The 26174-nt window shown below is 46.4% G+C and carries 24 protein-coding genes; 16 read left to right on the forward strand and 8 right to left on the reverse strand.

Annotated features, from left to right (window positions below):
- Positions 1-2: 2 nt before the first annotated feature.
- From rfbA to J3P40_RS04555, 3 genes are all read left to right on the forward strand, one after another.
- Positions 3-866 (forward strand): glucose-1-phosphate thymidylyltransferase RfbA, encoded by an 864-nt coding sequence (gene rfbA / locus J3P40_RS04545; protein ID WP_256003342.1) that lies wholly within the window; start codon positions 3-5, stop codon positions 864-866.
- Positions 863-1774 carry a dTDP-4-dehydrorhamnose reductase gene (gene rfbD / locus J3P40_RS04550; RefSeq protein WP_256003344.1) on the forward strand — a complete coding sequence of 304 codons (912 nt, stop codon included), beginning with the start codon at positions 863-865 and terminating at the stop codon, positions 1772-1774. The genes rfbA and rfbD overlap by 4 nt, the downstream gene beginning before the upstream one ends.
- Before the next feature lie 79 nt (positions 1775-1853).
- The gene (locus tag J3P40_RS04555; protein WP_256003346.1) at positions 1854-2978 is read left to right on the forward strand and encodes an ATP-binding protein; all 1125 of its coding nucleotides are present in this window, start codon (positions 1854-1856) and stop codon (positions 2976-2978) included.
- Positions 2979-3012: 34 nt separating this feature from the next.
- On the opposite strand, the gene J3P40_RS04560 is transcribed toward J3P40_RS04555, so the two are convergent.
- Positions 3013-4197, reverse strand: coding sequence for an ATP-binding protein (locus J3P40_RS04560; RefSeq protein ID WP_256003348.1), 1185 nt, complete (start codon positions 4195-4197; stop codon positions 3013-3015).
- A gap of 155 nt (positions 4198-4352) precedes the next feature.
- Here J3P40_RS04560 and J3P40_RS04565 point away from each other — a divergent pair, with 155 nt between their 5' ends.
- Positions 4353-4535 (forward strand): peroxiredoxin family protein, encoded by a 183-nt coding sequence (locus J3P40_RS04565; protein ID WP_256003351.1) that lies wholly within the window; start codon positions 4353-4355, stop codon positions 4533-4535.
- A gap of 114 nt (positions 4536-4649) precedes the next feature.
- On the opposite strand, the gene cobA is transcribed toward J3P40_RS04565, so the two are convergent.
- Complete coding sequence (cobA, locus tag J3P40_RS04570; RefSeq protein WP_256003353.1) at positions 4650-5369, reverse strand: uroporphyrinogen-III C-methyltransferase; 720 nt, start codon at positions 5367-5369, stop codon at positions 4650-4652.
- Positions 5370-5537: 168 nt separating this feature from the next.
- On the opposite strand from cobA, the gene nirB reads away from it, so the two are divergent.
- From nirB to J3P40_RS04590, 4 genes are read left to right on the forward strand one after another with little or no spacing between them, the layout of a single operon-like run.
- The gene (nirB, locus tag J3P40_RS04575; protein WP_256003355.1) at positions 5538-8048 is read left to right on the forward strand and encodes a nitrite reductase large subunit NirB; all 2511 of its coding nucleotides are present in this window, start codon (positions 5538-5540) and stop codon (positions 8046-8048) included.
- A 19-nt stretch (positions 8049-8067) separates the two neighbouring features.
- The gene (gene nirD / locus J3P40_RS04580; protein WP_256003358.1) at positions 8068-8418 is read left to right on the forward strand and encodes a nitrite reductase small subunit NirD; all 351 of its coding nucleotides are present in this window, start codon (positions 8068-8070) and stop codon (positions 8416-8418) included.
- 4 nt (positions 8419-8422) lie between these two features.
- On the forward strand, positions 8423-9238 hold the full coding sequence (locus J3P40_RS04585; protein ID WP_256003360.1) for a formate/nitrite transporter family protein: 816 nt from the start codon (positions 8423-8425) through the stop codon (positions 9236-9238).
- Positions 9239-9243: 5 nt separating this feature from the next.
- Positions 9244-9651: a hypothetical protein gene (locus J3P40_RS04590; protein ID WP_256003362.1), complete on the forward strand. Its 408-nt coding sequence runs from the start codon at positions 9244-9246 to the stop codon at positions 9649-9651.
- Here the strand turns inward: J3P40_RS04590 and J3P40_RS04595 are convergent.
- Positions 9648-10277 carry a Crp/Fnr family transcriptional regulator gene (locus J3P40_RS04595; RefSeq protein WP_256003364.1) on the reverse strand — a complete coding sequence of 210 codons (630 nt, stop codon included), beginning with the start codon at positions 10275-10277 and terminating at the stop codon, positions 9648-9650. The genes J3P40_RS04590 and J3P40_RS04595 overlap by 4 nt on opposite strands.
- Before the next feature lie 54 nt (positions 10278-10331).
- Positions 10332-11021 carry a helix-turn-helix transcriptional regulator gene (locus tag J3P40_RS04600; RefSeq protein ID WP_256003366.1) on the reverse strand — a complete coding sequence of 230 codons (690 nt, stop codon included), beginning with the start codon at positions 11019-11021 and terminating at the stop codon, positions 10332-10334.
- Positions 11022-11240: 219 nt separating this feature from the next.
- Between J3P40_RS04600 and J3P40_RS04605 the strand changes: the two genes are divergently transcribed.
- The 7 genes from J3P40_RS04605 (at position 11241) to J3P40_RS04635 (ending at position 20736) form a co-directional block, all read left to right on the forward strand.
- Entirely contained in the window at positions 11241-11942 is a 702-nt protein-coding gene (locus J3P40_RS04605; RefSeq protein WP_256003367.1) for a hypothetical protein, read from the forward strand.
- A 6-nt stretch (positions 11943-11948) separates the two neighbouring features.
- Positions 11949-13562 carry a hypothetical protein gene (locus tag J3P40_RS04610; protein ID WP_256003368.1) on the forward strand — a complete coding sequence of 538 codons (1614 nt, stop codon included), beginning with the start codon at positions 11949-11951 and terminating at the stop codon, positions 13560-13562.
- Between the two features lie 291 nt (positions 13563-13853).
- Positions 13854-14765 (forward strand): nucleotidyltransferase family protein, encoded by a 912-nt coding sequence (locus J3P40_RS04615; protein ID WP_256003369.1) that lies wholly within the window; start codon positions 13854-13856, stop codon positions 14763-14765.
- Between the two features lie 550 nt (positions 14766-15315).
- Positions 15316-16650: an undecaprenyl-phosphate glucose phosphotransferase gene (locus J3P40_RS04620; RefSeq protein WP_256003370.1), complete on the forward strand. Its 1335-nt coding sequence runs from the start codon at positions 15316-15318 to the stop codon at positions 16648-16650.
- Positions 16651-16735: 85 nt separating this feature from the next.
- Positions 16736-18202: an undecaprenyl-phosphate glucose phosphotransferase gene (locus J3P40_RS04625; protein ID WP_256003371.1), complete on the forward strand. Its 1467-nt coding sequence runs from the start codon at positions 16736-16738 to the stop codon at positions 18200-18202.
- 173 nt (positions 18203-18375) lie between these two features.
- Positions 18376-19095, forward strand: a complete 720-nt coding sequence (locus J3P40_RS04630) for a hypothetical protein (RefSeq protein ID WP_256003373.1) — start codon at positions 18376-18378, stop codon at positions 19093-19095.
- Between the two features lie 12 nt (positions 19096-19107).
- Positions 19108-20736 carry a hypothetical protein gene (locus J3P40_RS04635; RefSeq protein ID WP_256003375.1) on the forward strand — a complete coding sequence of 543 codons (1629 nt, stop codon included), beginning with the start codon at positions 19108-19110 and terminating at the stop codon, positions 20734-20736.
- Between the two features lie 97 nt (positions 20737-20833).
- Here the strand turns inward: J3P40_RS04635 and J3P40_RS04640 are convergent, their stop codons facing one another.
- The 4 genes from J3P40_RS04640 to J3P40_RS04655 form a co-directional block, all read right to left on the reverse strand.
- Positions 20834-22402, reverse strand: a complete 1569-nt coding sequence (locus tag J3P40_RS04640; RefSeq protein ID WP_256003377.1) for a glycoside hydrolase family 76 protein — start codon at positions 22400-22402, stop codon at positions 20834-20836.
- A 9-nt stretch (positions 22403-22411) separates the two neighbouring features.
- Positions 22412-23998 (reverse strand): LamG-like jellyroll fold domain-containing protein, encoded by a 1587-nt coding sequence (locus tag J3P40_RS04645; RefSeq protein WP_256003379.1) that lies wholly within the window; start codon positions 23996-23998, stop codon positions 22412-22414.
- 235 nt (positions 23999-24233) lie between these two features.
- The gene (locus J3P40_RS04650) at positions 24234-24533 is read right to left on the reverse strand and encodes an ankyrin repeat domain-containing protein (protein WP_256003381.1); all 300 of its coding nucleotides are present in this window, start codon (positions 24531-24533) and stop codon (positions 24234-24236) included.
- Complete coding sequence (locus tag J3P40_RS04655; RefSeq protein WP_256003383.1) at positions 24530-24700, reverse strand: YtxH domain-containing protein; 171 nt, start codon at positions 24698-24700, stop codon at positions 24530-24532. Before J3P40_RS04655 ends, J3P40_RS04650 begins: the two co-directional genes overlap by 4 nt.
- 243 nt (positions 24701-24943) lie before the next feature.
- On the opposite strand from J3P40_RS04655, the gene J3P40_RS04660 reads away from it, so the two are divergent.
- Positions 24944-26167 carry a WcaI family glycosyltransferase gene (locus J3P40_RS04660; RefSeq protein WP_256003384.1) on the forward strand — a complete coding sequence of 408 codons (1224 nt, stop codon included), beginning with the start codon at positions 24944-24946 and terminating at the stop codon, positions 26165-26167.
- Positions 26168-26174: the final 7 nt, after the last annotated feature.

Consider the following 26174-nt stretch of genomic DNA (forward strand, 5'->3'; position numbering starts at 1 on the left):
ACATGAAAGGTATAATACTAGCCGGTGGTAGCGGCACTCGTTTACATCCGTTAACGCTTGCGATGAGCAAGCAGATGATGCCGGTTTATGATAAGCCGATGATTTATTATCCGTTGTCGACGTTGATGCTGGCGGGGATTAATGAGATTCTGATTATTTCTACGCCGCATGATTTGCCTAATTTTAAGAAGCTGCTTGGCGATGGTTCTACACTGGGCTGTAAGTTTTCGTATGCGGTGCAGGAGTTGCCGAACGGGCTGGCTCAGGCTTTTGTGATCGGGGCTGATTTTATTGGTAACGATAAGGTGGCGCTGGTGCTGGGTGATAATATTTTCTATGGTGAAGGTATGAGCAAGTTGCTGCAGTCGAGCAGTGATCCGGATGGGGGTGTGGTGTTTGCTTACCAGGTATCTGATCCGGAGCGTTATGGTGTGGTGGAGTTCGACGCAAACAATGTGGCGATCTCTATTGAGGAGAAGCCGCTGCAGCCTAAGTCGGATTATGCGGTTCCGGGCTTGTATTTTTATGATAATTCGGTGGTGGAGATTGCAAAGAATATTAAGCCTTCGCCCCGCGGTGAGTATGAGATTACGGATGTGAATAAGGTGTACCTGGAGCAGGGTAAGCTGAAGGTGGGTGTGCTGAGCCGGGGTACGGCATGGCTGGATACGGGTACATTTAATTCGCTGATGCAGGCGGGCCAGTTTGTGCAGGTGATTGAGGAGCGCCAGGGCTTGAAGATCGGGGCTATTGAGGAGGTGGCTTACCGGATGGGCTTTATTAATGCGGAGCAGTTGCGCGCAGTGGCGGAGCCTTTGGTGAAGAGTGGTTATGGTCAGTATTTGCTTAAATTGATAAAACAATGAGGGTTTTGGTGCTTGGTGCTTCTGGTCAGCTGGGGCAGTGCCTGAGGGTGGTTGCTGAAAGGCGTAGCTTGGATTTCCTGGTTTTCCCGGAGGAGTCCGCCGCCAATATTCTTGATGTGGACGGGCTTTCGGCTTTGTTTGCCGGGGTGAAGCCTTCTTTTGTCATAAATTGTGCGGCGTATACGGCGGTCGATAAGGCGGAGTCGGATGTGGAGGTTTGTCGCGCAGTAAATCGTGATGGTGCTTTGAATATCGCGCGTTTGTGTGCGGAACATGGTGCCGCGATGGTGCATATTTCCACGGATTTCGTGTTTGAGGGTGATGTGGTGGAGCTGCTCCGTGAGGAGGATATGGCCGAGCCGATCAGTGTGTACGGCTTAACGAAGCTCGAGGGCGAACTGGCCATCGCTGAGGTGTTACCTGAACATTTTATCCTCCGCACGAGCTGGCTGTATTCTGAGTTTGGCAATAACTTCGTGAAAACGATGCTTAAGCTTGGGGCCGACCGCGACGAGTTAAACATCATTGCCGACCAGATCGGTTCTCCTACTTATGCCGTTGACCTGGCTGGTGCTATCTTGGATATTATTGCCGCGTCGGGCGCGAGCGCTCGTCATTCCGAGGCAAGCGAGGAACCTCCTGTGCGAAGCGAGGAATCTGTTGGTGGTTACGGCCTGTACCACTACAGCAACGAAGGGGCGGTTTCCTGGTACGATTTCGCTAAGGCGATCTTTGAACTGAGCGCTACGCAGGTGAGGGTAAACCCCATTCCTTCTTCCGACTATCCAACAGCGGCTAAACGCCCGAAGTTCTCTGTCATGGATAAATCCAAAATCAAATCGGCCTTTGGCCTGGAAGTGCCGTACTGGCGCGACAGCCTGATAAAGTGCATTGAGGCGTTATCTTGAGGCTATTCCCTGAAAAAGCCTATATTTAGGGATTATATTCCCTAAAAAAGCCTATATTTGGGGAATATACAGTCTGAGTATGATTAATCGGGTGCTAAAAGCTACTTTAGAGAGTAAAATCGATTTCAAGAAAGCCATTGTCATTCTGGGACCTAGGCAGGTGGGAAAGACAACTTTAATTACAACCATCGCTTCGGCTTTGGATAAAGACTTTTTATATATCAACGGTGATGATCCTGCGGTAAGGACACTTTGGAGCAATCCTAGCCAAGCTTTTATTAATAACTATATTGGCAATAATAAAGTGGTCGTATTTGATGAAGCGCAGCGACTTGAGAATATCGGATTAAGTGCAAAGATGATCATAGATTCCGGGAAGGATATTCAATTGTTTATCTCGGGGTCATCTGCATTGGAAATTGCGAGTAAGATCAATGAGCCGCTTACTGGACGAAAATGGGAGTATAGGCTGTATCCTTTGGCCTGGAGGGAACTGAAGGAGCAATTTTCTTTTGGAAAGGTGCAACCGCGATTGGAGGAATTTCTAATTACGGGTATGTACCCTGATGTAATTAATAATCCGGCGTCTGGCATTGAGACGTTGAATAACTTAGCCGGAAGCTATCTATATAAGGATATCCTGGAGTCGGGCGGCATACGTAGGCCAGATGCGCTGATGAAGTTGTTGCAGGCACTGGCCTGGCAGGTGGGAAATGAGGTGTCGTATAATGAGCTGGCGGTTACGGTGGGGCTTGACAAGGCTACAGTAGGTAATTATATAGATTTGCTGGAAAAATGTTTTGTTGTATTTCGATTAAACCCGCTGGCCCGAAATCTGCGCAATGAGATAAGTACGTCTAGAAAGATCTATTTTTATGATAACGGAATCCGGAACAGTGTGATTAACAATTTTGCTCCTTTGGTACAACGGAATGATATTGGCGCACTTTGGGAGAACTTTGTTATAAGTGAGCGTAAAAAGAATCTGGCTTACTCGGGCTTTTACGGCAACACTTATTTCTGGAGAACGGTAGGCAAAGCTGAGATAGACTATATTGAGGAGCAGGACAATTCTTTCGAGGCTTTTGAGTTAAAATGGAATCCGAAGGTACGGGTGAAGTTTACGCCATCGTTTTTAGAAAGCTACAACCCGAAAGCAGTAGGGGTCATCAACAGTGATAATTATTGGGAATATCTTTCTTAGTTTTCCCGGACGTCATTTCGAGCACAGCAGATATTTAAAGGTTTCCGCCCCAGACGAAGTCGGAAAAGCCGCTTTCTGACGGATATCGGCCTATCAGAAGATTTTGTTTGAGTTCGATGGCATCGGCTCTTTGTTCTAGTGTTTGTTTGTCCTTCTGAATGGGGGTTTCTTTTACTTCCAGGGCGATTTTGCCATCGAAAATGAAGTCGATTTCCTGACCGGTTTTCTTTTGATAGTATTGTAATGAGCCTTGCGTTTTCAATTGAGCGGCAATGGTATTTTCAAATAGTTGTCCACTTGAAAGCTGATCGGTACCCAATATGTTTAATATCCCGGTGTCGGCAAAGTATAGCTTGGTTTGCTGGGATATTTCTTTGTCGATGTTTTTGGTAAATGGTGATACCTGATAAACGAAGTAGGTATATTCCAAAAGTTGAATATAGGTGGCTATCTTTTGTCTGTTGATGCCTGTTACGCTGGCGATCTTTGTATAGTCTACCTTATTCCCTGCCCGGGCAGCCAGGATTTTGACAAGTTTATATAAGTCTTCGCTCACTGAATAGTCGGAGAGAAGTTTTACATCGAGTTCGATGTACGAGTTTACGATGTCTTTAAGAAGTTCAGTTTTGTCGTCTTTATCTGTTTCAAGGACAACCTCTGGAAATCCTCCGAATTTTATGTATTCGGCATAGAGTTCATTGTATCTGTTGTACCAGCTAATATTCAGGGGCTGCCATTTGTGTTTTTCATAGTTTCCTACGGGTATGTCTTTAAAGACCAGGTATTCCTGGAAGGACAGTGGATACATTTCAAAGATGCGTTTTCTCCCTGCAAGGCTCTCTGAAAAGTGGTTCTTCATGTAATAGGAACTGGAGCCTGTGACGATGAATTTAATATTGTAGGTGTCGTATAGATATTTAATGACACTTGGGAGGTTTTCTACAAGCTGGATTTCGTCTAAAGCGATTAGGGCCGGGCTTGAAAAGTCAACACCCATAATTTCGAGCTCGGCTTTAATGCCCTCGTAGTTCTGTCCGTTGAACAGTAGCCTCACCTCCACCCGTTCACAGTCGAGGTAAATGTAATTGTTGTGTCCGATGTTTTGGAGTATATATTTTACCGCGGTGCTTTTCCCTACCCGTCGCATTCCGGTAATGACCGTGATTTGTTTTTTTTGACTATGAGCCAGCAAATCTTCGTATATATGCCTATACTTCATGATGTAAAATTAATCAAAAAGTATTACTTCGTGACAAAAAATCAATCGCAAAGTATTACTTTATGACGAAAAACTAATCAAAAAGTCAGGCTATGTGGTGAAAGTTCAATCAAAAAGTTGCCAATACCGTCATCTTGAAGGTGTGTAAATAAAATATGTACGCTAAATACAAGGATAAGGGTTTTGAGATTGTAGGTGTGGCGAAGGAAGCTCCTGCGGCACCTGAGGTGATTCAGCAAAAGTGGCGTAAGGCTATTGCTGAAGACAAGATCGGGTGGATTCATTTGTTGAACAATGAGAACGAAGGCACGTTTGACGGGTTAAGGCTTTCGGCATAGGGTCGTTTCCGATCAAGATACTGCTCGACAAGAACGGAAAGGAGATAGGTCGCTACGGCAGCAAGCCCGACGACCTTGATGCTAAACTGAAGGAAATATTCGGTTTTTGATTCGTCAGATGGCGCAGACGTTTCCGATAACGATGATTGCAGGATAGTGCAAGCCCGCGCTTTGGGCTGCCGACTCAATGTCTTTTACTTCGCAGGTCACTTTTTTCTGCTGTGGCAGGGTGGCATGTTGTATGATCGCCGCTGGTGTGTTGCCCGCACCGGCGGTGATATATGTTTGCGCAATCTCCGCCAGTTTTTTCATGCCCATATAGATAACGACCGTGGCGCGACTGTGAATGGCGCAGGTGAGGTCTTTCGACAAGCTTCCGTCTTTCTTGGTTCCGGTAATGGCCCAGATACTCTCGCTTACACCGCGATGCGTTAGCGGAATGCCGCTGAAGCCTGTGGCCTGCATGGTACTAATGCCCGGTATATAGTGCGCCGGGATGCCGTTCGCTTCTGCGAAAAGCAATTCTTCGAACCCGCGACCGAAAATAAACGGATCGCCGCCCTTTAATCGCACGACTACACTGTGGTTTTGGATATAATGTTTAATTAACTCGTGGATTTCTTCCTGAGATGTGCATTTTTCGTAAGGTTTTTTGCCTACATATACAATTTTGCATAGCGGATTTGCGATTTCCAGTAGTTTTTTATTGATTAGGTTGTCGTAAAGTATGACTTCTGCGCGCTGGAGCACCTTAAATGCTTTAATTGTCAATAAATCCGGGTCTCCAGGACCTCCTCCTACTATAAATAATCCAAAATCCTCTATTTTTTTCATGATATTCTTAGAAATAACTGATGTTCTGTTCAAAATTGCAATAAAATTCTTGTGTTTTTAAACAATTAAATAATTAAAATCATAAAAATTTGGATTTTTGTTATGTAATATGCTAGATTTGAATGATGTAAATCATGTTTATTTAGAAAACATTAAAAAATATCCGTTATGTGCTCGAAAAAACTCGTAATAATTGGAAATGGGATGGTCGGACATAAGTTTTGTGAGAAAATTACTGACCGATCTGACGAATTTTCCATAACTGTGTTCGGAGAAGAGCCTAAAATCGCCTATGATAGGGTGCATTTGAGTGAATACTTTAGTGGAAAGGGTGCGGATGACCTCGCACTTGCTTCATATGACTGGTATAGGGAGCGCGAAATTACTTTGCACCTGGGTGATCCGGTCAAGGAAATCAATACCCGGGAGAAAACGGTGCATTCGCATCGGGGCCTTAGGGTAGAATATGATTACCTGGTTATGGCGACGGGTTCTGCGGCTTTTGTGCCGGATATACCGGGGGTGGAGAAGCAAGGGGTATTTGTCTATCGCACCATAGAGGATCTGGACATGATCAGGGATTATGCCGTTGGCGCTAAAAGTGCGATGGTGCTGGGAGGTGGTTTGCTGGGTTTGGAGGCTGCGAAAGCATTGATGGATCTGGGTGTTCCGCAAACGGGTATTGTGGAATTTGCGTCCAGGCTGATGCCGAGGCAGATCGATCAGCGGGGCAGTGCGATCCTACAGGCTAAACTGGAAAGCCTTGGGCTGGATATTTATTTGAATAAGAATACTTCGCTTATTGAAGGTGGCGACCACATCTCTGCTTTGAGTTTTACTGACGATAGCGTGCTGGAGACGGATATGCTGGTGATCTCGGCAGGCATAAGGCCGCGGGATGAACTGGCCAGGCTGTGTGGACTTGAGGTGAGCAGTCGCGGTGGTATTGTGGTAGATGACAGGCTTCAAACCAGCGATCCGTCGATTTTTGCGATTGGTGAGTGTGCTTTGCATGCGCAGATGATTTACGGTCTGGTAGCGCCGGGTTATGAGATGGCTGAGGTGGTGGCTGCCAATTTATGCGGCGCGCAGAAGCGCTTTAGCGGGTTTGACATGAGTACTAAGCTGAAGCTTATTGGTGTGGATGTGGCAAGTTTTGGTGATAACCTGGTATCGGAACCGCATTGCCGGACGATTGTTTTTGAGAATAGGCACAAGGGTGTTTATAAAAGGATTAATATCAGTAATGACGGGCAATACCTCCTTGGCGGTATTTTGATCGGTGATGCGGCAGCGTATAATATGCTGCTGCAGACGGTCAATAACAGGATTGTTTTGCCGCCTGATCCGGAGGATCTGGTGCTGGGCGCCCGTGGCGGACAGGAAGCTGCCGGGGCTGGTCTGGCCGGTTTGCCCGACAGTGCCGTAATCTGCAGTTGTGAGGGGGTAACCAAGGGGCAGATATGCGGAGCTGTTTCCGAGGGTGGTTGTGAAACGGTGGATGCTTTAAAATCGTGCACGAAGGCGGGTACTGGCTGTGGTGGTTGTGTGCCTATGATGAAAGATTTGATGCTGCATACGCTTAAGTTGAACGGTAAGTACATCAGAAATGTGATTTGTGAGCACTTTGCCTATAGCAGACAGGAGTTGTTCGACCTGATCCATATTCATGAGCTAAAGAGTTTTAATGAGGTGCTCGACGCGCTGGGTAAGGGCGATGGCTGCGAGGTGTGCAAGCCGCTGGTGGTATCGCTGCTGGCGAGTTTGTGGAACGAGATGATCCTGAAGAAGGGTAACGACGTGGCGCAGGACAGTAACGACCGTTTTCTGGCAAACATTCAGAAGGGTGGTTCTTATTCGGTGGTGCCACGGATTCCGGGGGGTGAGATTACGCCGGATAAACTGATGGTGATTGCCGGTGTGGCCAAGAAATACAATTTGTATACAAAGATTACGGGCGGGCAGCGTATTGATATGTTTGGTGCTTATCTGAACGATCTGCCGCTGATCTGGTCGGAATTGATTGCTGCAGGGTTTGAAAGCGGACATGCTTATGGTAAGGGCCTGCGCACGGTGAAAAGCTGTGTGGGAAGCACCTGGTGCCGCTTTGGCTTGCACGATAGTGTAAGCTTTGCGATCCGGATAGAGGAGCGTTACCGGGGTATCCGTGCGCCGCACAAGTTTAAGTCGGCCGTAAGCGGCTGCATCCGCGAGTGCGCGGAGGCGCAAAGCAAGGATTTTGGAATTATAGCTACCGAAAAGGGCTGGAACTTGTATGTGTGCGGCAATGGTGGCAGCAAGCCTCAGCATGCCTTATTGCTGGCGAGCGATCTGGACAGTGATACCTGTATCCGGTATATCGACCGTTTCCTGATGTTTTACATTCGCACGGCTGATCCGCTGACGCGCACGGCGACCTGGCTGAACAAGATGGAGGGTGGTATCGATTACCTGCGCAATGTGATCGTAAACGATAGCCTGGGTATGGCCGGACAATGGGAAGGGGAAATGGACGCTTTGATAAAAAATTATACCTGTGAATGGAAGGAGGCCATCGAGAATCCGGAGATCAGGAAGCGCTTCCGCTATTTTGTGAACGACCCGGTGGCTAAAGATCCGTCGATAAGATTTGAGGAAATGCGCGGGCAGAAGAAGGCCGCGGAATGGATAAAGCAATAAACTTTTAAACCCAATGAATATGGAACTAAACACAAACTGGCTGGCAGCCTGCCGTATTGAGGATGCCGCTGAAGATGGAGGTGTGTGTGTGAAGCATGAGGAGGAGCAAATCGCCTTGTTTTATTTTAAACGCAGAAATGAGTGGTATGCCACGCAGAATGAATGTCCGCACCGCCGGCAGATGGCCTTGAGCCGGGGGATGATTGGTACGGCTACCGACGAACCTAAGGTGGCCTGTCCCTTTCATAAGAAGACTTTTTCGCTGAGTACGGGTGAATGCTTAAGTGCGGAGTCGTGCGGAAGCTTGAAGACTTATCCTGTTAAGGTGGAGGATGGTACGGTATATATTGGTTTAACCGCTAGCAATTAAGACGATGGATTATGTATCTCCTAAAGAAGTGGCCGGAACGATGATGAGTTCGGCACTTGCTAAATCTGCATTAACGGTTAAGGATCTCCTGATCCGCGGTGCGATGTCGGGCGCCTTGCTGGGGATCTCGGTAACGCTGGCTTATCTGGCCGCCTCGCAAACGAAATTGAGTATGGCGGGGGCGCTGGTTTTTCCGGTGGGCTTTGTGATTATTGTGCTGCTCGGACTTGAGCTGGTAACAGGTAGTTTTTCGCTGGTGCCACTGGCCTGGCTGGAGAAGAAGATATCGGCTACTGTGATGATCATGAATTTGTTCTGGGTGTTTATTGGCAACCTGATCGGTAGTTTGCTCTTTGCTTTTCTGTTTTGGAGTGCCTCTTCGGAAATGGGTACGGCGACGCTGCTGGGCAATATTGAACTGATGCTGGTGACGGCCGCTGAGAAAAAGACCATTGGCTATGCGGCGCATGGTGGTGCGGGCCTCTTCGGGGCTTTTGTGAAGGCTATTTTATGCAACTGGATGGTGTGTATGGGTGTGGTGATGGCGATGACTTCTAAATCGACCGTAGGTAAAATCCTCGCTGCGGGTATTCCGATCTTTATCTTTTTTGCACTCGGGTATGAGCATGCGGTAGTCAATATGTTCGTGATCCCCGTGGGCATGATGTTTGGCGCTAAGGTAACAGTGGGCGACTGGTGGTTGTATAATCAACTGATTGTGACGGCTGGAAATATCGTAGGCGGACTGCTGTTCACCGGTGCTGCGATTTATTATACTTACGGAAAGAGCAAGGAACAGGTGCTTACCAATTCTATTTAATATTTATGTGGAGAGTTACTTTTTTAGCTGCTGTAATTGGCGGCCTGGTTGTTTGCATGTCTTGTTTTTCCCTGAAAGCACAAAGCACAACGGTGCGGGCGAGCCTGTTTGAGGGTGTAGTGGCGGTGGGTTATATCGACCGTGGTGCCACGGTTAATTTTACTGGTCCGGCCATTAAGGTTACGCATAGGCCTTTTAGCTTTTTAGCCGGAATGCTGCCCAGCCTAAAAATCAAAAAGGACAATGCCCCGGCAAATGCAACACGAAATGCAAGTGTGATACCTTCTCTTGGCTTCGGCGCTACGCTGATATATAAGCATATTGCCCTGCAGGTTCCCTTCTTATATAATCCAAAGACCGCCACTGCCAATGGTAAATGGAACGCGGGGATTGGTTTGGGATATAAGTTTTAAGAAGTGATTAGCGCAGTCAGCGTTGCTTCGGAAGAGATCGCAATGCGTTTGCCTGAAAGGCTGATAAGGTTTTCCTGGATCATTTCGTTCATGGTGCGGAATACGGTCTCATAAGTTGCCCCTGCAAAGGCTGCAAGGTCCTGTCTGCTCATATCCACCGCAATGCACTGGTTTTCATCGAGCCCGAACTGCTCTTTAAGCTGGAGCAAAGCGACGGCAAGCCTGCCTTTTACGGGCATAAGTGCCAGGTTCCGCATTTTCTTTTCCGATTCTTCTAATTCGGCGGCATAGAACATCATCAGCTTGAACGCGAAATCGTGATTGACTTTTAACGTACTGATGAAGAACTCGGCCGGGATAAAGCAGAGTTTGGTTTCTTCGAGTGCGGTGGCCGATATAGGGTAAGTGGCATCGGCAGTGCCCAGACCGCGGTGACCCAGGATTTTCCCGTTGTTGGCAAAACGGATGATAAGTTCTTTGTCGCCCCAATGCTTATGCACTTTTACATTGCCCGTATAAACAAAGTAAATGCCGGTCACCGGATCGCCTTCTCGGAAGATAACTTCGTTCTTTTTGACCACGAAGTTTTTCTTGTGTGCCGCGATAGCGGGTTGCCATTCCTTCATCGTACATTGGCACATAAAGCAGCGCTGCAGATCGCAACATTGGGTTTTTTTCATTTATATCAGATCAAAAGCGCGGGCATACATGGTAAGCTCGTAACTGGTTTGTGCGTTTAGTTTTTTGCGGATGTTTTTCCGGTGTGTCTCCACGGTTTGTTTGGAAATGAAAAGGGAATCGGCGGTTTGAATGGCGGAGTAGCCCCGCGACATGTATTGCAGGATTTCCTTTTCGCGTTCGCTAAGCGCGGCAAAGGTCTGGTAGTTGCTGCGCAGGAAGTTGTTCTCTTCCATCAGTCGCTCGGCTTTTGTGGCCATGTGATGCATGGAATCCATAGGGAAGGCCATGGTAATGGTTAGAAGGGGCTTGCCCTGATCGTTACGGAGCAATACCATGGTGCTGGCCATGTGCCATGTAAAATCCGGTTCGCCAGCAAGGCGAACCTGTTGAAAATAGGCGCAGGTTTGGTCGGTTATATTGCTTTCCATAAGCGCGGATATTTTAGGAACATAGTCGCTCGAGTCCTCCGGATTGAAATATCGGGCATGATATTGTTCTGAACTGAGTGCCGTTATTTCCTCGAGTGACGCGCCAAGTTCCTTCAGCCCACGCTCTGATACCCATGCTACGCTCCAGTCGGCCAGATCGTGAATGACGACAACGCCGGGCAGCTTGTGTGCGATGGCTGCTATCTCTGCTATACTGTTTCGGATAAGGTGCTGTTCGGTTTGGGTATAATTTGCTTTCAATATTTAAGAGGTTAGTTACTTGTAAGCAAATTTAGGTAATTTTCCAGCACTTTAATGAATACATGTAGAGGATATTGTGATCGTTGCAGCAAAAATGTCCTGCTAAAACTATTTCGTTTCCAGCATAATACCCGTTTACAGGGATTTTGCGCTCAAATGAAGTCTTTTCTTTGGATTTTGATGCATTTTAGAGATTTTTGCCGCAAATATTATGAAATTATGAAAAAACGCTTCCTCTCGTTCCTTGTCTTGTGCTTGAGTGTTGTTGCAGTTTGGGCTCAGGACGCGCCTGCCGATTCTGCGAAATCTGCTTCTGGCCTTAAGTTCTCATTGGAAAACGCTGCCGTACAGGCCCACGTTGGTACACAGGGATTCGGCGTAGCAGCCCGTTACGCTTTCTTGCCGAACCTTTCTGCCCGCCTCGGGGCTTCTTTCGGATCGGTAAAAATTGAAAAGGGTATTAGCTTTGACAATTTATCTTCTGATAACACCTTGAAAGCCGAGGCTTCGAATATGCATTTGTGGGCAGAATTTAGTCCGCTTAGCTGGCTGCGGATTAATGCGGGCGCAGGCTACTTCTTTAAAGCGAAGGCGACGATGGAAACGATACCTAATGAGTCTGTTACCCAGGATGGTATTACGCTTGAACCTGAGGAAATAGGTAAGTTAACGACTACGGCGACTTATAAAGAATTTGCGCCTTACTTCGGACTAGGCGTGGGCAGAGGTATTCCTCAAGGTCGGTTCAACGTGAACGTTGACTTGGGAACTTATTATCTGTCTTCTCCAAGCGTGACCATGGTGGGCACGGAGTACCTTGCAGATAACGGTCACAACGGCCCTATATTGGAACGCAACATGAAGGACTACAGGTGGCTTCCGGTACTGCAACTTAATCTGACCTTTAAACTCTCAAAATAACCTGCTATGAAAACTAAAGATATTCTTCTGATACTGTTCGCATTGCTGTCGGCTGGCGTAGTGCTGTATGCTTGTAAAAACCCTGGTGAGGGTGTAACCATTAACATAAATACCAATGTACTTAAGGCACCGACGGCTGTTCAGTTTGTGAACGCTGTAGATGGTGCGGCAACCCAGCCTAACAATTTTCCGGTAACTATTGGTGGGCCGGACGCTGATAAGGTGGTAACTGCCGATAATAAAACGACTTTTAATGCTTCGGAAGGTCGAATTTTCCTCGCCTTAAAGAAAGGGGTAATGCCTTCCGAGTCGGATCCTATCGTCTTTACCGTAGCGGCGGAAGTTCCTGGATTTACGCCGGCAACGCATACTTTCCGTATTACTGCAGATGAACCACAATCGGTGGTTGTTCCGGTGATTGAATACGCCAACCCGGTTCCTGGAACGGCTGTGGTAGTTGAGGAGTTTCCCTTGCAGGGGGGTGTTAATACTGCTCCGATTAGTATTGAAACATCGTCCAACGGGGCCATGACTGAACAGGCTTCCATTGTGGTTCCTGCCGGAACTGAATTCCGGGATGCTCAAGGCAACAAAATTAATGCAGCTCAGCTTGAAAGCCGGGTGGTACAGTTCGGTACAGAATCGGCAGAATCCCTTGCGGCTTTCCCTGGTGGTTTTAATGTGGCTAATATTATCGGGGAAAACGGGCAGCCTATTCCCGGAGGTGTGGCTTTCGTAACGGCAGGCTTCATTGCGATGGACATGTATGCGGGCGGCACGGAGATTAAGAGTTTCTCCAAGCCGCTTGAGATTACCATGGACGTTAACCCGGCTGTTGTGAACAGTCAGACCGGCGCCACAGTAAAAGAAGGTGATATTGTACCTGTATGGAGCCTTGATGATAAAACCGGTCAGTGGAAATTTGAATCGAATGCCACTATCGTGGAAGACGCACAAGGCAAGCTTAGCGCAAGTTTTCAGGCCAGCCACCTTTCGTATTGGAACTTCGACTGGATTAATTCTTTCTGTCAGAATAGATTGAGTATCACTTTCAGTGCGCCGAATTATGAGGTTTCCGCTTACCGTGTAGAAGTGGAAGCGTCTAATGGATACAGGTACTCAACTACGATGGTTGTATCGGACAACAAGACCATCTCAGAACGCGTTCCTTCTGGCAATCTTAAAATAAGGGTGTACTCCGGCCCTATTCTGATCACGGAGACAGATTACTTTGATGGCTGCAGTGGCAGCATCACTGTAAACTTCCCCCCTAAAGCAGCCGTGGATCTGGTGAATGTTGCGATGACGCTTCAGGGTGTTTGCCCGAATAAGCCTTTGAATGAGAACATTGATTCCTGGGCTGTTGTATACGAAAAGGGCAAAACACGGGCACAAGGCACCACCGTTTACGTGAAGCTTGGAAAGCTGAACTTAAAGTTAAAAAATAACACTGAATACGTGGTTGAAGCACAATATGGTAACAACTGGAAAACTGCAGAGATCCTCTTCAAAAAGGAAAACTTTACTTTTCCGGGTACTGTAAGCGGTACAGCGACTTACGTTCAGTCCACAAACACTGTTAACGTTTTAGCACAATTTAAGTTACCAAATTGTAACTAATAGGACAGTGTATTTAATAATGATATATTTGGCTTTGGAGAGTTATCTCTGAAGCCATTTTTTTAATCCTCGGTCGTAACTGCTTTTTTCATTTGAAACCACAGCCAAAGCCACACCAGGACATAGAGAAACGCTAACGTGCAGATGATTATTTCGACGTTCATAATATTTGGTTAAGTTGATTATAACAATAACATTGTTTCGGTGTTATTGTTTTTTAGGTATCCGATTTTGAATTTTGCTATTTGGTTTGATAAATGCAAATAATTTTTGAAAAATAATTTACAACTTATGTCTCAATTGAAACCTGCTCTTGTAATTCTGGCTGCCGGTATGGCTAGCCGTTATGGTGGTAACAAACAAACGGAATCGTTTGGTCCTTCTGGGGAAACGATCATGGAGTACTCTATTTATGATGCGATCAAAGCCGGCTTTGGTAAGGTCATCTTTATTATCCGCGAGGAATTCGCTGAAGCTTTTAGGGCAGCAATAGAGCCGAAGCTGTCCGGTAAAATTGAACTGGAGTATGTGTATCAATCGCCCGAAAAATTTAGCGGTGGCCGGTCAATACCCGCAGGGAGAGTTAAGCCTTTCGGTACGCAACATGCACTTTTATGTACCAGAGATGTGATAGATGGTCCCTTTGCGGTAATCAATGCCGATGACTTCTACGGTTATGAGTCATTTAAACTGGCATATGACTTCCTAACCACCGAGGCTGCGGATGGCAAATATGCCAGTATGGGCTATCTGTTAAAAAATACTTTAAGTGACAACGGATCCGTGACCCGCGGCGAGATCAGTGTGGATGATGATGGTAATGTGAGCGGAATTATTGAGCGTAAGGAGATTTACAAGGTAGACGGAAAGGCTATTACAACAGAAGGTGACTCAGAAAAAGAATTGCCTCTGGACACGAAGGTGAGTATGAATTTCTTTTGTTTTATGCCGGAATTTGTGAAATGGAGTGAAGGCGAGTATAGCAAGTTCTTGGATAAGCATCTTGAAACTGATATGAAAGCGGAATTTTTAATTCCAGAAGTTGCGGATCTGTGTATCAAGGCAGGAAAAGCTGAGCTGAAAATGATTCCCACGCCAGCCAAATGGTTTGGAGTGACGTTCAGAGAAGATGCCGCAGTTGTTCGCGAGGAGTTGCAAAAACTGGTAGACGAGGGGGTCTATCCAGCGAACCTATGGGCTTAGTAAAGTTTGGGCCCGCTTTACGAGCGGGCCTTTAGCTTTTTAAGTATATTTTTGCGCCGCAGTTATTGCATTTGTATCTTTTGAAGCTCTGGCCCAGGAAATATTTAACCAAAAACCCTCTGTGGATTCGGGTATCAAGGTTTCCTATTTTGCATCTTGGGCATTTCTGATAGGCCCGGGCTTCGCTCAGCCATGTAAGTTCTGGATGCTTTTCCATGTCCAATTAGGGTTTTATTTACGGAATGCTGGTAAAATATTCGAACAGGGAGGAAAATTTAAGACTGCATCGCAATCTCGGTATAAATTTACGCTAATAATTAATAAAACGTATTAGCAATTTAAAATTTAACGTTTTTTTTATAGTAAATATATCATTTCATAACGTCGTTAACAGAAAATAATTCTAAAACAAACAGTATTAATTTGTAATTTTGTTGTGAACCAGTAAAAAATAAATGAGATGGGCTATTTTATTTAATTTTTTAATCGCTAAATGCAAACACGGTACCTCTATCTTCTACGCTACATCCTTGCAGTAACAGATTTATTGATGCTTAACCTCGTATATTTTGTCGCCTACTATGTGACAAACTTACTGGGCAAGGATGTTTGGATTGAGCTTTTGAAGCACTATGTAGTTGTTTGCAATCTGATCTGGCTGTTTAACGCTATGCTTTTTGGCCTGTATACAGAATATGGTGCCCGCAAGCTCGAACGGATTTATCGGGGTACTTCACGCAGCGTCCTAATGCATTTTATCTTGTTTTCGCTGTACCTGATGTTTCAAAAGGACACCGATTTTTCGAGGACCTTCATTGTTATATTCTATGTCCTCCTGGGGCTTGCTTTTATATTGAACCGCTTTGTGGGTACCGCACTACAGTTCTTGCTGATCAACAAGTATAATGTAACGAAGAAGGTTGCTGTGATGGGTTTAAATCCAACGGGACTGCGTTTGGCGGAATACCTGAAAGAGCGGAAAAATTTTGATTTTTATGGCTTTGTAGGAAATACCGACAGTGGCTTCAATTATAAAACAGGGTTGCTTTCTGACGAGGCGGTTACAGAGATGGAGCTGGCCGCCTCAAACGGCGTTCAGGATCTTTATGTAGCGGTTCCACCAGATCGAATGTCGCATATCCACACTTTGGTACGGGAAGCCGATAAGCAGTGCCTTCGGCTAAAGTTTATTCCAGACATCGCAGGCTCGCTGGCGGCACCATACACGATTAGTTATATGGGTGGTGAATTTCCTGTAATCACTTTACGTAATGAGCCGCTTGAAATAATGGGTAATCGTTTCAAAAAGCGTGCTTTCGATGTGGTTTTTAGCGGATTGGTCATTATTTTCATTTTAAGCTGGTTATATCCGATCATTGCCATTTTGATAAAGCTGCAAAGTCCTGGCCCGGTACTTTTTAAGCAACTTCGTAGCGGCAGGAATGATGAACCGTTCTGGTGCTACAAGTTCCGGAGCATGAAGGTAAATAAAGAAAGTGACCGGAAGCAGGCCACTAAAGATGATGACAGGATAACGCCGATAGGACGTTTCCTGAGAAAAACCAGTCTTGATGAACTTCCTCAGTTTTTCAATGTTTTTTACGGAAGTATGAGCGTGGTTGGACCGCGCCCGCATATGTTGAGCCATACAGAAGCATATAAAGCTATCATCGGACAGTTTATGGTTCGACATTTTACTAAGCCGGGTATTACGGGTTGGGCTCAGGTGAATGGGTACCGTGGCGAAACCAAAGAGGATGAGGCAATGCGCAAGCGCGTAGAATTTGACATCTGGTATCTGGAAAACTGGACCGGTATGCTGGATGTCAAGATTGTGTTTATGACCGTGATTAACATGTTGAAAGGAGAGGACAACGCATATTAGTTAAATTCCATAATTTTTTTATTGATTTAATTTGGTTAAGTTTGCGCCCTTAAATATTTGATAACGAATAAAGTAGTTTTTTATTGTGAGCTCTGTCTCTTTTTTATGGTCTTCTGCAAGTTCCCTGCCTCAGGCGAGTAGGTTAGATCATTTGAGTTTCAGCTCTTCCATAGCTGACAAGTATACTTTTATCTACAAGCTTATCGGCGTAGTGCTGGACTTGTTGCTTCTTAACGCTTCTGCATACTTGGTATACGCTCTATTGCATCCCGAAAATGACAAACAGCTAAATACCATAAATGTGGTTGTAATAAACCTTTTGTGGTTGTATCTGACCAGGGTTATGGGGCTTTATCGACATGCTGTAGCCAAGGAAGCTATTCCAACTCTTAAACAAGCGATCTTATCCTTGTTCCTGTTCGGCCTTGCTGTGAGTTGCCTTTCGTTTTATGTTAGTGAGTTTGATCTGGAACGTCGGGAGATTGTTTATGCTGCCTTGATTTTTGCACCTTCTGTGATCGTTGGAAAAATTGCTTTTCTTCTTTTCAGAAGGACGCACAGGGAGACGTTGGTTGAATATGCCAAAGTGGTTATTGTTGGCGCCGGCCCGGTGGGGGTTGAGCTGGAAAAGGTGATGGAAATTCGCAAGAATCTTGGTTTAAAGGTTGTCGGTTTTTTCGATGACAAGCCCAATTTACAGGCGGCCAACGTCCGGATTTTGGGCCGGGTTTGTGACTGCATTTCTTATGCAAAAGAAAACGGCATTAAGGAAATTTATTGCGCCCTGCCTGATCGGGCACAAAAAAAAATAAAGGAACTCATGTTGGCTGCCGACAGGGAGATGATCCGGTTCAGGCTGGTGCCTGACGTCAAGGATCATTTTCATAAAAATGTGAACGTTCGTATGCTGGGACATTTCCCGGTCATCAGTCCGCGGCAGGAGCCGTTGGAATTGGTGCAAAACAAGATTGCGAAACGTGCATTTGATATTGTGTTTTCGTCTATTGTTATCCTGTCAATACTTAGCTGGGCAATTCCTTTGCTGGCTTTGCTAATCAGGCTCGACTCTCGGGGGCCGATTTTCTTTAAGCAGTTGCGTTCAGGGAAAGGCAATTTGCCATTTTATTGTTTGAAGTTCCGGAGCATGCGCGTCAATGATGACAGTGACAGCCGCCAGGCGATAAAAGGCGACCACAGGATTACACGTTTGGGATCCTTCCTGCGCAGGACGAGTTTAGACGAACTGCCACAGTTTTTTAATGTGTTTGTCGGCCATATGTCTGTAGTTGGTCCTAGGCCGCATATGCTTCAGCATACAGATGCCTACTCAGAGATGATAGATCGTTTCATGGTAAGGCATTTCATTATGCCGGGTATTACAGGCTGGGCGCAAGTTACGGGATTCCGGGGCGAAACCTCAGAAGAGGGATCTATGGAAGGCCGTGTTTCTGCTGATATATGGTATTTAGAGAATTGGTCTATGTTTTTAGACCTGAAAATTGCTTTTTTGACGCTTTGGCAGGTCTTTGCTGGTCATAAGAATGCATATTAGTGGGTGTATGTCAAAAATGTAATGTTTTTATATGAAAAATTAAAAAAAAATTAACATAACTAACGATATAATGCGGTGATAATGACTATATTAGCCCGTGATTTGTGATAAAGTGTGAATTATACAATAAGTAACCATTAAAAATTAACAAGATACCCCCATAAAATTAGCTTATGAAAGTAAAACTTACGAATTTATGTTTAGGCTTGCTATTACTGACAGGTTTCGGTGTGCAGGCACAGGAAAGCAGCGAACAGGATATGCGTACGCCGGTTGATAGCGCTGCACGGAGTAAATATTACATCAGCGCACACATTGCCACTCAGGGTGTTGGTCTGGAATTGAAATACGCTCCTACGCCAGCTTTTGCAGTACGTGGCGGCGCGAGTATTTTGCCTGTCAAGGGAGATTTTGTTTACAGTGTAGGTACACAACCCACGAGTGTTGATTTTGACGTTGATTTTGGCAATGCGCATGTCATGTTTGACTGGCATCCTTTCCTTGCTGAAACAAGCCTTTCACGCAAGATCGTGGTTACTGCAGGTGCCGGGTATTTCTGGAAAGCTGAAGGTGATGCGGTAGTTAGCTATAAAGGTACGTACAAGTATGGCGACATCCTGATCCCGAGCGATGATCTTGGTCAGCTGACAGGAACTGTAGAATGGAACAATGTTGCCCCTTACTTAGGATTTGGTTTTGACCATGTTTTCCCAAGAAACAAGTTTAACGTTGGTTTTGCTATCGGTACATATTACTTGGGTAAGCCTGACGTAACGCTTACAGGAAGCAAAATGCTTGCTTATAACAGCGAAAACGAAGCGCAGTTCCGTGAGAACATGTCGCACTACAGATTTATGCCGGTGCTGCAGATCAATTTTAATTTTGCCCTTTAATACATTTACAATATGAAAAACCTTACAAAAATTTTAACCTTTCTTCTCGCTGCGGTTTGCCTCTTTAACAGTTGCAAAAACCCCGCTAGTGAGATGAACATTATATTTGATGCGGATGTGATCAAATATAAAGCTACGCTGATCTTAAAAACCTCTACAGGTGGATCCCTGCCCGACAATGTTAATATCACTGTTGAAGGGCCTGACGCCGCAGGTATTTACGATTTTTCCGGTACGAAAAAGATATATGCACCCGCAGGTATTGTAACTATCGGTGTTGCCCCAAAATCTGAGCCGACCGCAACTAAAGATCTTGCTTTTGATGTATTGATTACTGCACCGGGTTATGAAGACAAGCGTATTCCAATGACAATCCTTTTCAATCAATTTCAGCAAATTGTAAATGTCACTCTGCTTAAAACTCTTACTCCAAGCCCAGCTTCGACAGTGAGGAGTGTGGATGCGAAGCTATCGCCTACCGGTGCTACTACAGATCCTGTTATAGTGACTACCCCCACTTCTGCCACAGTTGAGGAGACGACAACGATAACTATCCCTGCAGGCGTAACATTTAAGGACGCAAACGGTAATGCGGTTACCGGTTCTACCCTTACTGCTCGGGCGGTCAATTTTGATCCGGAAGAGCCTGCAGCACTTGCCTTGTTCCCCGGCGGCCAATTAATTGCACCAAATGTTCAGTTGCCAACTGGTGGCACGGGCGAGGCATTCTTCCTACCTGCCGGTTTTGCAGACATTCAAATGTTTGTAGGCGGTGTTGAAGTGAAGCAGTTTTCTAATCCCATCGCAATCTCTATCCAGGTTGACCCTTCGTTTACACCTCGATCTACCTCGCAGCCGATTAAAGTGGGCGACGAATTGTCAATATACAGCTACAGCCCTTCAGACGGCCAGTTCAAGTATGAGGGCATGGGTGAGGTTATAACAGACGGCACAGGAAAGTTGGCAGTTAGCTTCCAGACTACTCACTTAACCATCTTTATTGTAGGGGATGTAGTACCTAAGCCTGCTACTTGTGCTGTTCCTCAGATCACCTTTTCTGCGCCGTGGATGAATACAGGTACAGCACCAATGACTGTTGAGATCTGGAATGATGCCGGCACCAAATTATTAGCCTCGGAACAAGTGATTGTGAGCAATGGTAAAATAGAACCATTTGACGGCTTGCCATCTTTTGGTGTAAGATATAAAGTGCTTTATACCAATGGTCAACTGCTAGCTGAGGGAGCAATTTCTGAGCCATGCTCAGGCGGAAATATCACGATAGTTTTAGGAGAGCCTAACGGCACGCCAATTCAGAATGTTTCGCTTTTAATTGGGGTAAATTGTCCTGGAGTAGGACCAATCGTAGTGCCGAACTTTACTTTGTTCTATCGTGAACACAATAAAGGTAATTTCGAGATTTTAGGGACTGCTGAGAAAGGTGCTTTGCAAACCACTTTATTGAAAGTTGGTACTGAATATGACTTCCGTGCGACTTGGGGTAGTCAGACTAAGACGGTTATAAAGCGTATGATTACTGAGTTAGATAATTCTGCTGTAGTTGATGAGGAAGGCTTCTTAGGAGGCAACGCTGCTGACTACAATAGAAAGCTCTTGATTGAGGCTTGTAAAAACAGATAAGAGTTTTTTCAAATAATTAAAGAAAAGGTGCTTCCCACGGGAAGCACCTTTTTTTATGACCATTCTTCTATGTTTTGATTTGAAGGCCTAAAGCTTATCACAAACCCTGCTGTTCCAAGGCCGCTAGTCTGGCGAGCATCTCCAGGCATGCACCCTGAAACAATATCTCCCAGCTCGTTTGCGTAGTACCGCCTCTGAAGTCATCATTGATCATATTCGTGCCACGATTGCGGGCGTTTGATCGCCATGCATTTTCCATCGTTTTCTCATAGGCAGATACGTATGCCCGGTTCTTATCAATCTTATACAGTTCAACAAAGCCCCTGAACATGATGGCCTGAAACCACACGTGGTCGGGCGCAAGAATGCGGAACGACTGACCGATCGTATAAGAGTTGAACGGAATGAACCAACGCTTATAGGCCGATTTTGCAATATTCTGTGCATCCGTGAGGTATTGCTGTTCGTTCGTAATGTTGTACAGTAATGCAGCTGCCTGCATGGGCTGACCAGAATTGTAACTGAACTTGCTTTTGTCTACCAATAGCGCTGAATTCGGGTTGTTTTTGTCCGATAGCTTCACGTTATCCCAGTAGAGGTAGTCTGAAGGATCCTGCAGATGCTGCTTCACCCAGGAATACAAGGATTTTGCGCTGTTCAGGTATGCCGGTTTCTTGGTTGCTTCATACAATTTCGCCGCCAATACAGCCGCTGGTGCTGTGGAGCAGGTATTCTTGCTGTCGCCATACTCTTTCCAGTACACCCCGCCGCCCATGGCATTGTCGGTACCCTCAAGCACGAAAGTCCACACCATCTCTGCACGGTCCAGGTATTTCTGGTTTTTAGTCAGCATATACAGATCCGCCATGTCGATACCGATCCAGATGTTGTCATCGTAAAAGCGCTCATCAGTATCGCCAGGCCATACCGCATAAGCCTCGGCCTTGCCATTCTTTCTGTTGCGCAGCTTATCAATGCTGGTCAGCAAGCGGTTATCATACAAATTCTGAATCTTGGTTTTATAATCAGTCTTTCCTTCAGCGGCTTCCTTAAATGCTGCATAGCCAGAAAAAGCAGCGCCATGCCCCCAAGCCATCGCCGCGTTCTGCCAGAAGTCACCGACTTGATAGGGATAATCATTCGTCCACATATCCATGTACTTGCCCTCCAGGAAATGAGCCACCAGCGAAGTCATTAATGTATCCGTGCGCTTTAAAAAGCGGTTGGCCAGGTCTTCAGGCTCCGGCTCTACAACAGTGCCTGGCTTAAACGGTGTTGCCTCAACAGTGGCGGGTACCGATCTTACACCGGCGCGGTTGATGGTAACCGCCCTGATCGTGTATTTTGCATGCACAGGAAGCTTTATTTTGAGTGTAGCCTGTGCGCCCGATGCGGCGTCGACCAGTACCGGGTTAGGCGAAGCTGCCGTCGGTGTAGCGGTCGGACTATAACTGATCTCTACTTTCATCAGGTGTTCGTCTTCCGGATTTGTCCAGCTCAAGGCCAGCTCATTTTCTTCGGTGGTCGCCTGCGCTTTCAATTGCGCTACAGGGCTGATCGTAGTCCCGATGTTATCTTCAGGAAGCGGGGCAACCCCGCCTTTTTTACAGGATAGGATGGTGGCCGAGAGTACAAGGGCGACCCATAGTATATATATATGTTTCATGTTTCGAGTTTATTGGTTTGGACATCCTTTACTTACAAATACGCTGGCAGGTGCCTTAACCTGCGTGTAGCTGCCGTTTGCTTTGGCATTGGCTATAATCAGGTTGGTTTCATACTTGCCGCTGTTGCTGTCGAGGATGAATCCTGTTTCCAGTCCCGACGAAAACTTCCACCGAGCAAGCAAGCCGGCTGGTGTCGTAACACCTACGTCGCACATGTTGGCCCTTATCTCGGCACCGCTGCGTGCCACCGTCCACACCCGCGCTTCAGCTACCGTGCCGCGCATCGCTCTGAAATCCTGACCAAAGGCCCGGCCTATCTGGAACCTGTTGCCGTCTCCGCTGTTCGTAAGATCCAGTTTTGTGTGCGTCTCCGCATCTTTTACCACCACCAGTTCGTCCTGCTCGCCATTGATGTAAAGCTTGTATTTGTTCTTTACATCAGCCTGGTCGCAATCCACCACCAAAGCAATGTGCATCCACTCATCCAGATTGAAACTCCTTTTACTTTCCAGCATGATCTTGTCGCCCAGCCCCGCAATCTGTATAGGATGAGTGGGCAGGTGACTGTCGTGCTTACCGCGGATGATCAGGTTGCCTTCCAGCCCAATGAAAGTTTGCAGTCCCCGGTAGCTATCGATTTTACAGGTCATCTCGAACGTAGCTTTTTTGAGGGATTTCACCGATTGGTCCACCACCGCGATATCGGAGAAGTTGGCATAAGCAAAGTAGTCTGTACCAAGGTTCATTGCATTTTCGGATGCCGACACGGTTACGTTCACTACGGTCTTCTGTCCCTTCTTATCTTCAATGTTCAGGGCAGTGGTACCGGCGCTTTTAGCCATAATGGAGAGCTTAGTGCCATTCAGGGCCACGCGGGCGATGGCCGGGTTGGCCACAGAAATTTTATAGCCCCCGTTTCCGTTGGTGATGTTGACCTCCGTTTTTGCCTGAATCTGCTCGAAGGTTACACTGGCTTTGTCGACGGTTACCTGGTTTGGCGCAGTGATCGTGAAGGTCAGCGTCTTTTCCTTACCTTTGGCATCGCTCAGCTTAAGTTTTGCCGTTCCGGCGGCCAGGGCCTTCACCACAAGCTTACCATGTGATTCAAGCTTCGACTTATCTATCTGGATAAGTTGCTCCGCGTTTTCAATAAATGTGGTCTCGTAGCCATAATTCCCGCTGTTCACGCTCAGCGTAATCTGGTCCTTACCTGCCACGCCCACTTCAAGCGCGGCCTCCGATTTGTCGAGCGTCAGCTCAAACAACTTCGCTACTTCCACGTCGATACTCTTGCGCTTAAACATTTTGTCTGTTACCACAATAACAGCATTGGCGCGGTCGGCCGTAGTTGTCGCAGTAACGGTAATGGTGTTTCCCGATACGGTCGCCTTAGCGACTTCAGGGCTTGATGATACGGCGGTGTATTCGCCATTTCCCGACTCAATTTTTACTTCTGCGCTTTGATTGGGAAGCAGGGCCAGCTTCGCTCTGTCGAGATTTAAGTCAACAACCGGAAGCTCCTCCTGTTTTTTTGAACAGCCTGCCGCTCCGGCAAGCATGAGCAATAGGAAAAATAGATGATTTTTTCTAAGCATAGTTTTTGGTTTGATATATTGGTTAATTGAATAGCGCAGGATAATGCGTGCTTAGCGGACGCAGAAATAGCATGAGAAGAACAATATCGGGTATGGTTCATCAGGTAGTTAGGAGGCTAAATTTGGTTATAGCAACCTGTTTGGGACAGGCTGCGTGATAAATATACAAAAAAAGAGTAAAAAAAAATCGCCCCACTGGGGGCGATTACATATGCTTAGATCTTAAATGTCCCGATCAGGCATGTTCCAGCTGCGCACCACTGTCAATAAGCAGTTGCGCTATATCTGCATGCCCTCTTAAAGCGACACCCATCAAAATTGTTTGTCCGGCGCCGTCAACCACATTAACGTCTGCTCCGGAATCAATAAGCAGTTTTGCTGCCGCATACTTGTTATGATAACAGGCATTGATCAGCGGGGTAAGTCCCCGTTCATCACGCGCATTCACGTTTGTTGCCATGCGTATCAACTCGCTAAGCAAGTCCAGGTTGCCCTGTCTTGCCGCGTGGATAATCACTTGAGATGTGTTTGTCATACGCCCATTTTCATTTGCGCATTCATATTCCGGGCTTTCTCCATCCATTCAGGCGCCTTTTCTTTGATATTGTCTGCGATGGATCTGCCATTCTCATCTTTCTTGGTTACATATTTAATAGCGCCATATACCGCGGCGCCAATTAACGCTGTTTTTAATAGTCCCATAGTTTTAAGGTTTTGATTACCGTATAAACCTTAAAGCCGCAGATTTTGTTTTGGATTTTGAAATTTATTTACCGTAAAGACAGCTACTTAGCAATTGGTACTGCAATTGCACACTATAGGATAACTAAACGGGTAAAACGACGTTCTCAGCGCTTGCACCGGCGATATGCTGCCTTCTGCCTGGCATGGTCGGGGCATTTTTATGAACAAGATGGGGAAAACGCTAACCAAATAACCTCAGGGATGAGTAATGTAAAGAGAATTCTGGTCATCGGGATCAACAGTTTACCAGAGCCTACAGGAATAGGGAAATACACCGGGGAGATGCTCTCCTGGCTGGCCGAAAAGGGTTATGAAGTCACGATGGTTACCGCCTATCCATACTATCCCCAATGGAAACTGCAGCAGCCCACTTCAGGGCTCAGCTACCGGAAGGAAAGGCCCTCCAAAGGCATCACCCTGTATCGCTGCCCCATGTACATCCCCTCCAGGCCAACTGCCTTTAAGCGTGGGCTCCACGAGCTGACCTTCTTTCTCTCTGCATTTCTGATGATTTGCCGCCTGCTGTTCAAGAGGCGCTACGATATGACTTTTGTGATAGCGCCGCCTTTTCATCTTGGCTACCTGGGCCTGTTTTACCGGATGCTGAGAGGTACGCCGGTAACCTACCACATTCAGGACCTTCAGATTGAGTCGGCCCAGCGCCTGGGAATGATACGCTCCAGTCGGTTGCTGTCCTGGCTGCTAAAGGTTGAGCGGCATATGCTCAACGCTATGGACCATATCAGCACGGTGGCCGAAGGAATGAGGAAGAAGGTGGAACAGAAAACAAGCAAAACCGTGTCCCTGTTTCCAAACTGGGTAGATACGATAAGTTACTATCCGGTCGTAAATGCCGACAACCTGAAGCGCAGATGGGGGTTCTCTTCTGCCGATGAACTCGTCGTGTATTCGGGAAGTATCGGTGAAAAGCAAGGGCTCGACGGCCTGTTAAGGGTGGCCCAGCGGCTGTGCGACCAGCCACATATCAAGTTCATCATCTGCGGCACGGGCCCGTTCAAGGAGCGGCTGGTCAGGATGGCCGCCGAACTGAACCTGGGCAACGTGTCCTTTCTGCCCGTACAGTCGAACCGGGTGTTCAACAACTTTTTGAATATCGGAACGGTCCATCTCGTATTGCACAAGGAAGATCAGGCTGATATGGTGATGCCATCTAAGCTCAATACCATTTTGTCGGTAGGCGGACTTGCCATCGTAACCACACATCCCGGTACTTCGCTGTATAAGGTGATTAAAGAAAATAAGATGGGCCTGGTGGTTCCGCCACAAGACGATGAAGCACTGGCTAAAGCAATACTAAGATGCTGTAGCTCAGATTTCAGTAAGATCAGAAGGAATGCACGCGACTATGCGGAGCAAAATCTGAGCAGGGAGGTTATCCTTCAAAAGATTAACGCACTCCTGTAGGGCCGGG

The organism is Pedobacter deserti (genome assembly GCF_024436415.1).
Taxonomy (GTDB): Bacteria; Bacteroidota; Bacteroidia; order Sphingobacteriales; family Sphingobacteriaceae; genus Pedobacter; species Pedobacter faecalis.

Excerpts from the sequence above, each read along its gene's own strand:
- J3P40_RS04620 (WP_256003370.1), top strand. The coding sequence starts at position 15,316 with ATGCTTAACCTCGTATATTTTGTCGCCTACTATGTGACAAACTTACTG.
- J3P40_RS04610 (WP_256003368.1), top strand. The coding sequence starts at position 11,949 with ATGAAAACTAAAGATATTCTTCTGATACTGTTCGCATTGCTGTCGGCT.
- J3P40_RS04645 (WP_256003379.1), bottom strand. The coding sequence starts at position 23,998 with ATGCTTAGAAAAAATCATCTATTTTTCCTATTGCTCATGCTTGCCGGA.
- J3P40_RS04555 (WP_256003346.1), top strand. The coding sequence starts at position 1,854 with ATGATTAATCGGGTGCTAAAAGCTACTTTAGAGAGTAAAATCGATTTC.
- J3P40_RS04640 (WP_256003377.1), bottom strand. The coding sequence starts at position 22,402 with ATGAAACATATATATATACTATGGGTCGCCCTTGTACTCTCGGCCACC.
- nirB (WP_256003355.1), top strand. The coding sequence starts at position 5,538 with ATGTGCTCGAAAAAACTCGTAATAATTGGAAATGGGATGGTCGGACAT.
- J3P40_RS04585 (WP_256003360.1), top strand. The coding sequence starts at position 8,423 with ATGGATTATGTATCTCCTAAAGAAGTGGCCGGAACGATGATGAGTTCG.
- J3P40_RS04635 (WP_256003375.1), top strand. The coding sequence starts at position 19,108 with ATGAAAAACCTTACAAAAATTTTAACCTTTCTTCTCGCTGCGGTTTGC.
- J3P40_RS04560 (WP_256003348.1), bottom strand. The coding sequence starts at position 4,197 with ATGAAGTATAGGCATATATACGAAGATTTGCTGGCTCATAGTCAAAAA.
- J3P40_RS04650 (WP_256003381.1), bottom strand. The coding sequence starts at position 24,533 with ATGACAAACACATCTCAAGTGATTATCCACGCGGCAAGACAGGGCAAC.
- nirD (WP_256003358.1), top strand. The coding sequence starts at position 8,068 with ATGGAACTAAACACAAACTGGCTGGCAGCCTGCCGTATTGAGGATGCC.
- J3P40_RS04630 (WP_256003373.1), top strand. The coding sequence starts at position 18,376 with ATGAAAGTAAAACTTACGAATTTATGTTTAGGCTTGCTATTACTGACA.
- J3P40_RS04605 (WP_256003367.1), top strand. The coding sequence starts at position 11,241 with ATGAAAAAACGCTTCCTCTCGTTCCTTGTCTTGTGCTTGAGTGTTGTT.
- rfbD (WP_256003344.1), top strand. The coding sequence starts at position 863 with ATGAGGGTTTTGGTGCTTGGTGCTTCTGGTCAGCTGGGGCAGTGCCTG.
- J3P40_RS04655 (WP_256003383.1), bottom strand. The coding sequence starts at position 24,700 with ATGGGACTATTAAAAACAGCGTTAATTGGCGCCGCGGTATATGGCGCT.
- J3P40_RS04590 (WP_256003362.1), top strand. The coding sequence starts at position 9,244 with ATGTGGAGAGTTACTTTTTTAGCTGCTGTAATTGGCGGCCTGGTTGTT.
- cobA (WP_256003353.1), bottom strand. The coding sequence starts at position 5,369 with ATGAAAAAAATAGAGGATTTTGGATTATTTATAGTAGGAGGAGGTCCT.
- J3P40_RS04565 (WP_256003351.1), top strand. The coding sequence starts at position 4,353 with ATGTACGCTAAATACAAGGATAAGGGTTTTGAGATTGTAGGTGTGGCG.
- rfbA (WP_256003342.1), top strand. The coding sequence starts at position 3 with ATGAAAGGTATAATACTAGCCGGTGGTAGCGGCACTCGTTTACATCCG.
- J3P40_RS04615 (WP_256003369.1), top strand. The coding sequence starts at position 13,854 with ATGTCTCAATTGAAACCTGCTCTTGTAATTCTGGCTGCCGGTATGGCT.
- J3P40_RS04660 (WP_256003384.1), top strand. The coding sequence starts at position 24,944 with ATGAGTAATGTAAAGAGAATTCTGGTCATCGGGATCAACAGTTTACCA.
- J3P40_RS04595 (WP_256003364.1), bottom strand. The coding sequence starts at position 10,277 with ATGAAGGAATGGCAACCCGCTATCGCGGCACACAAGAAAAACTTCGTG.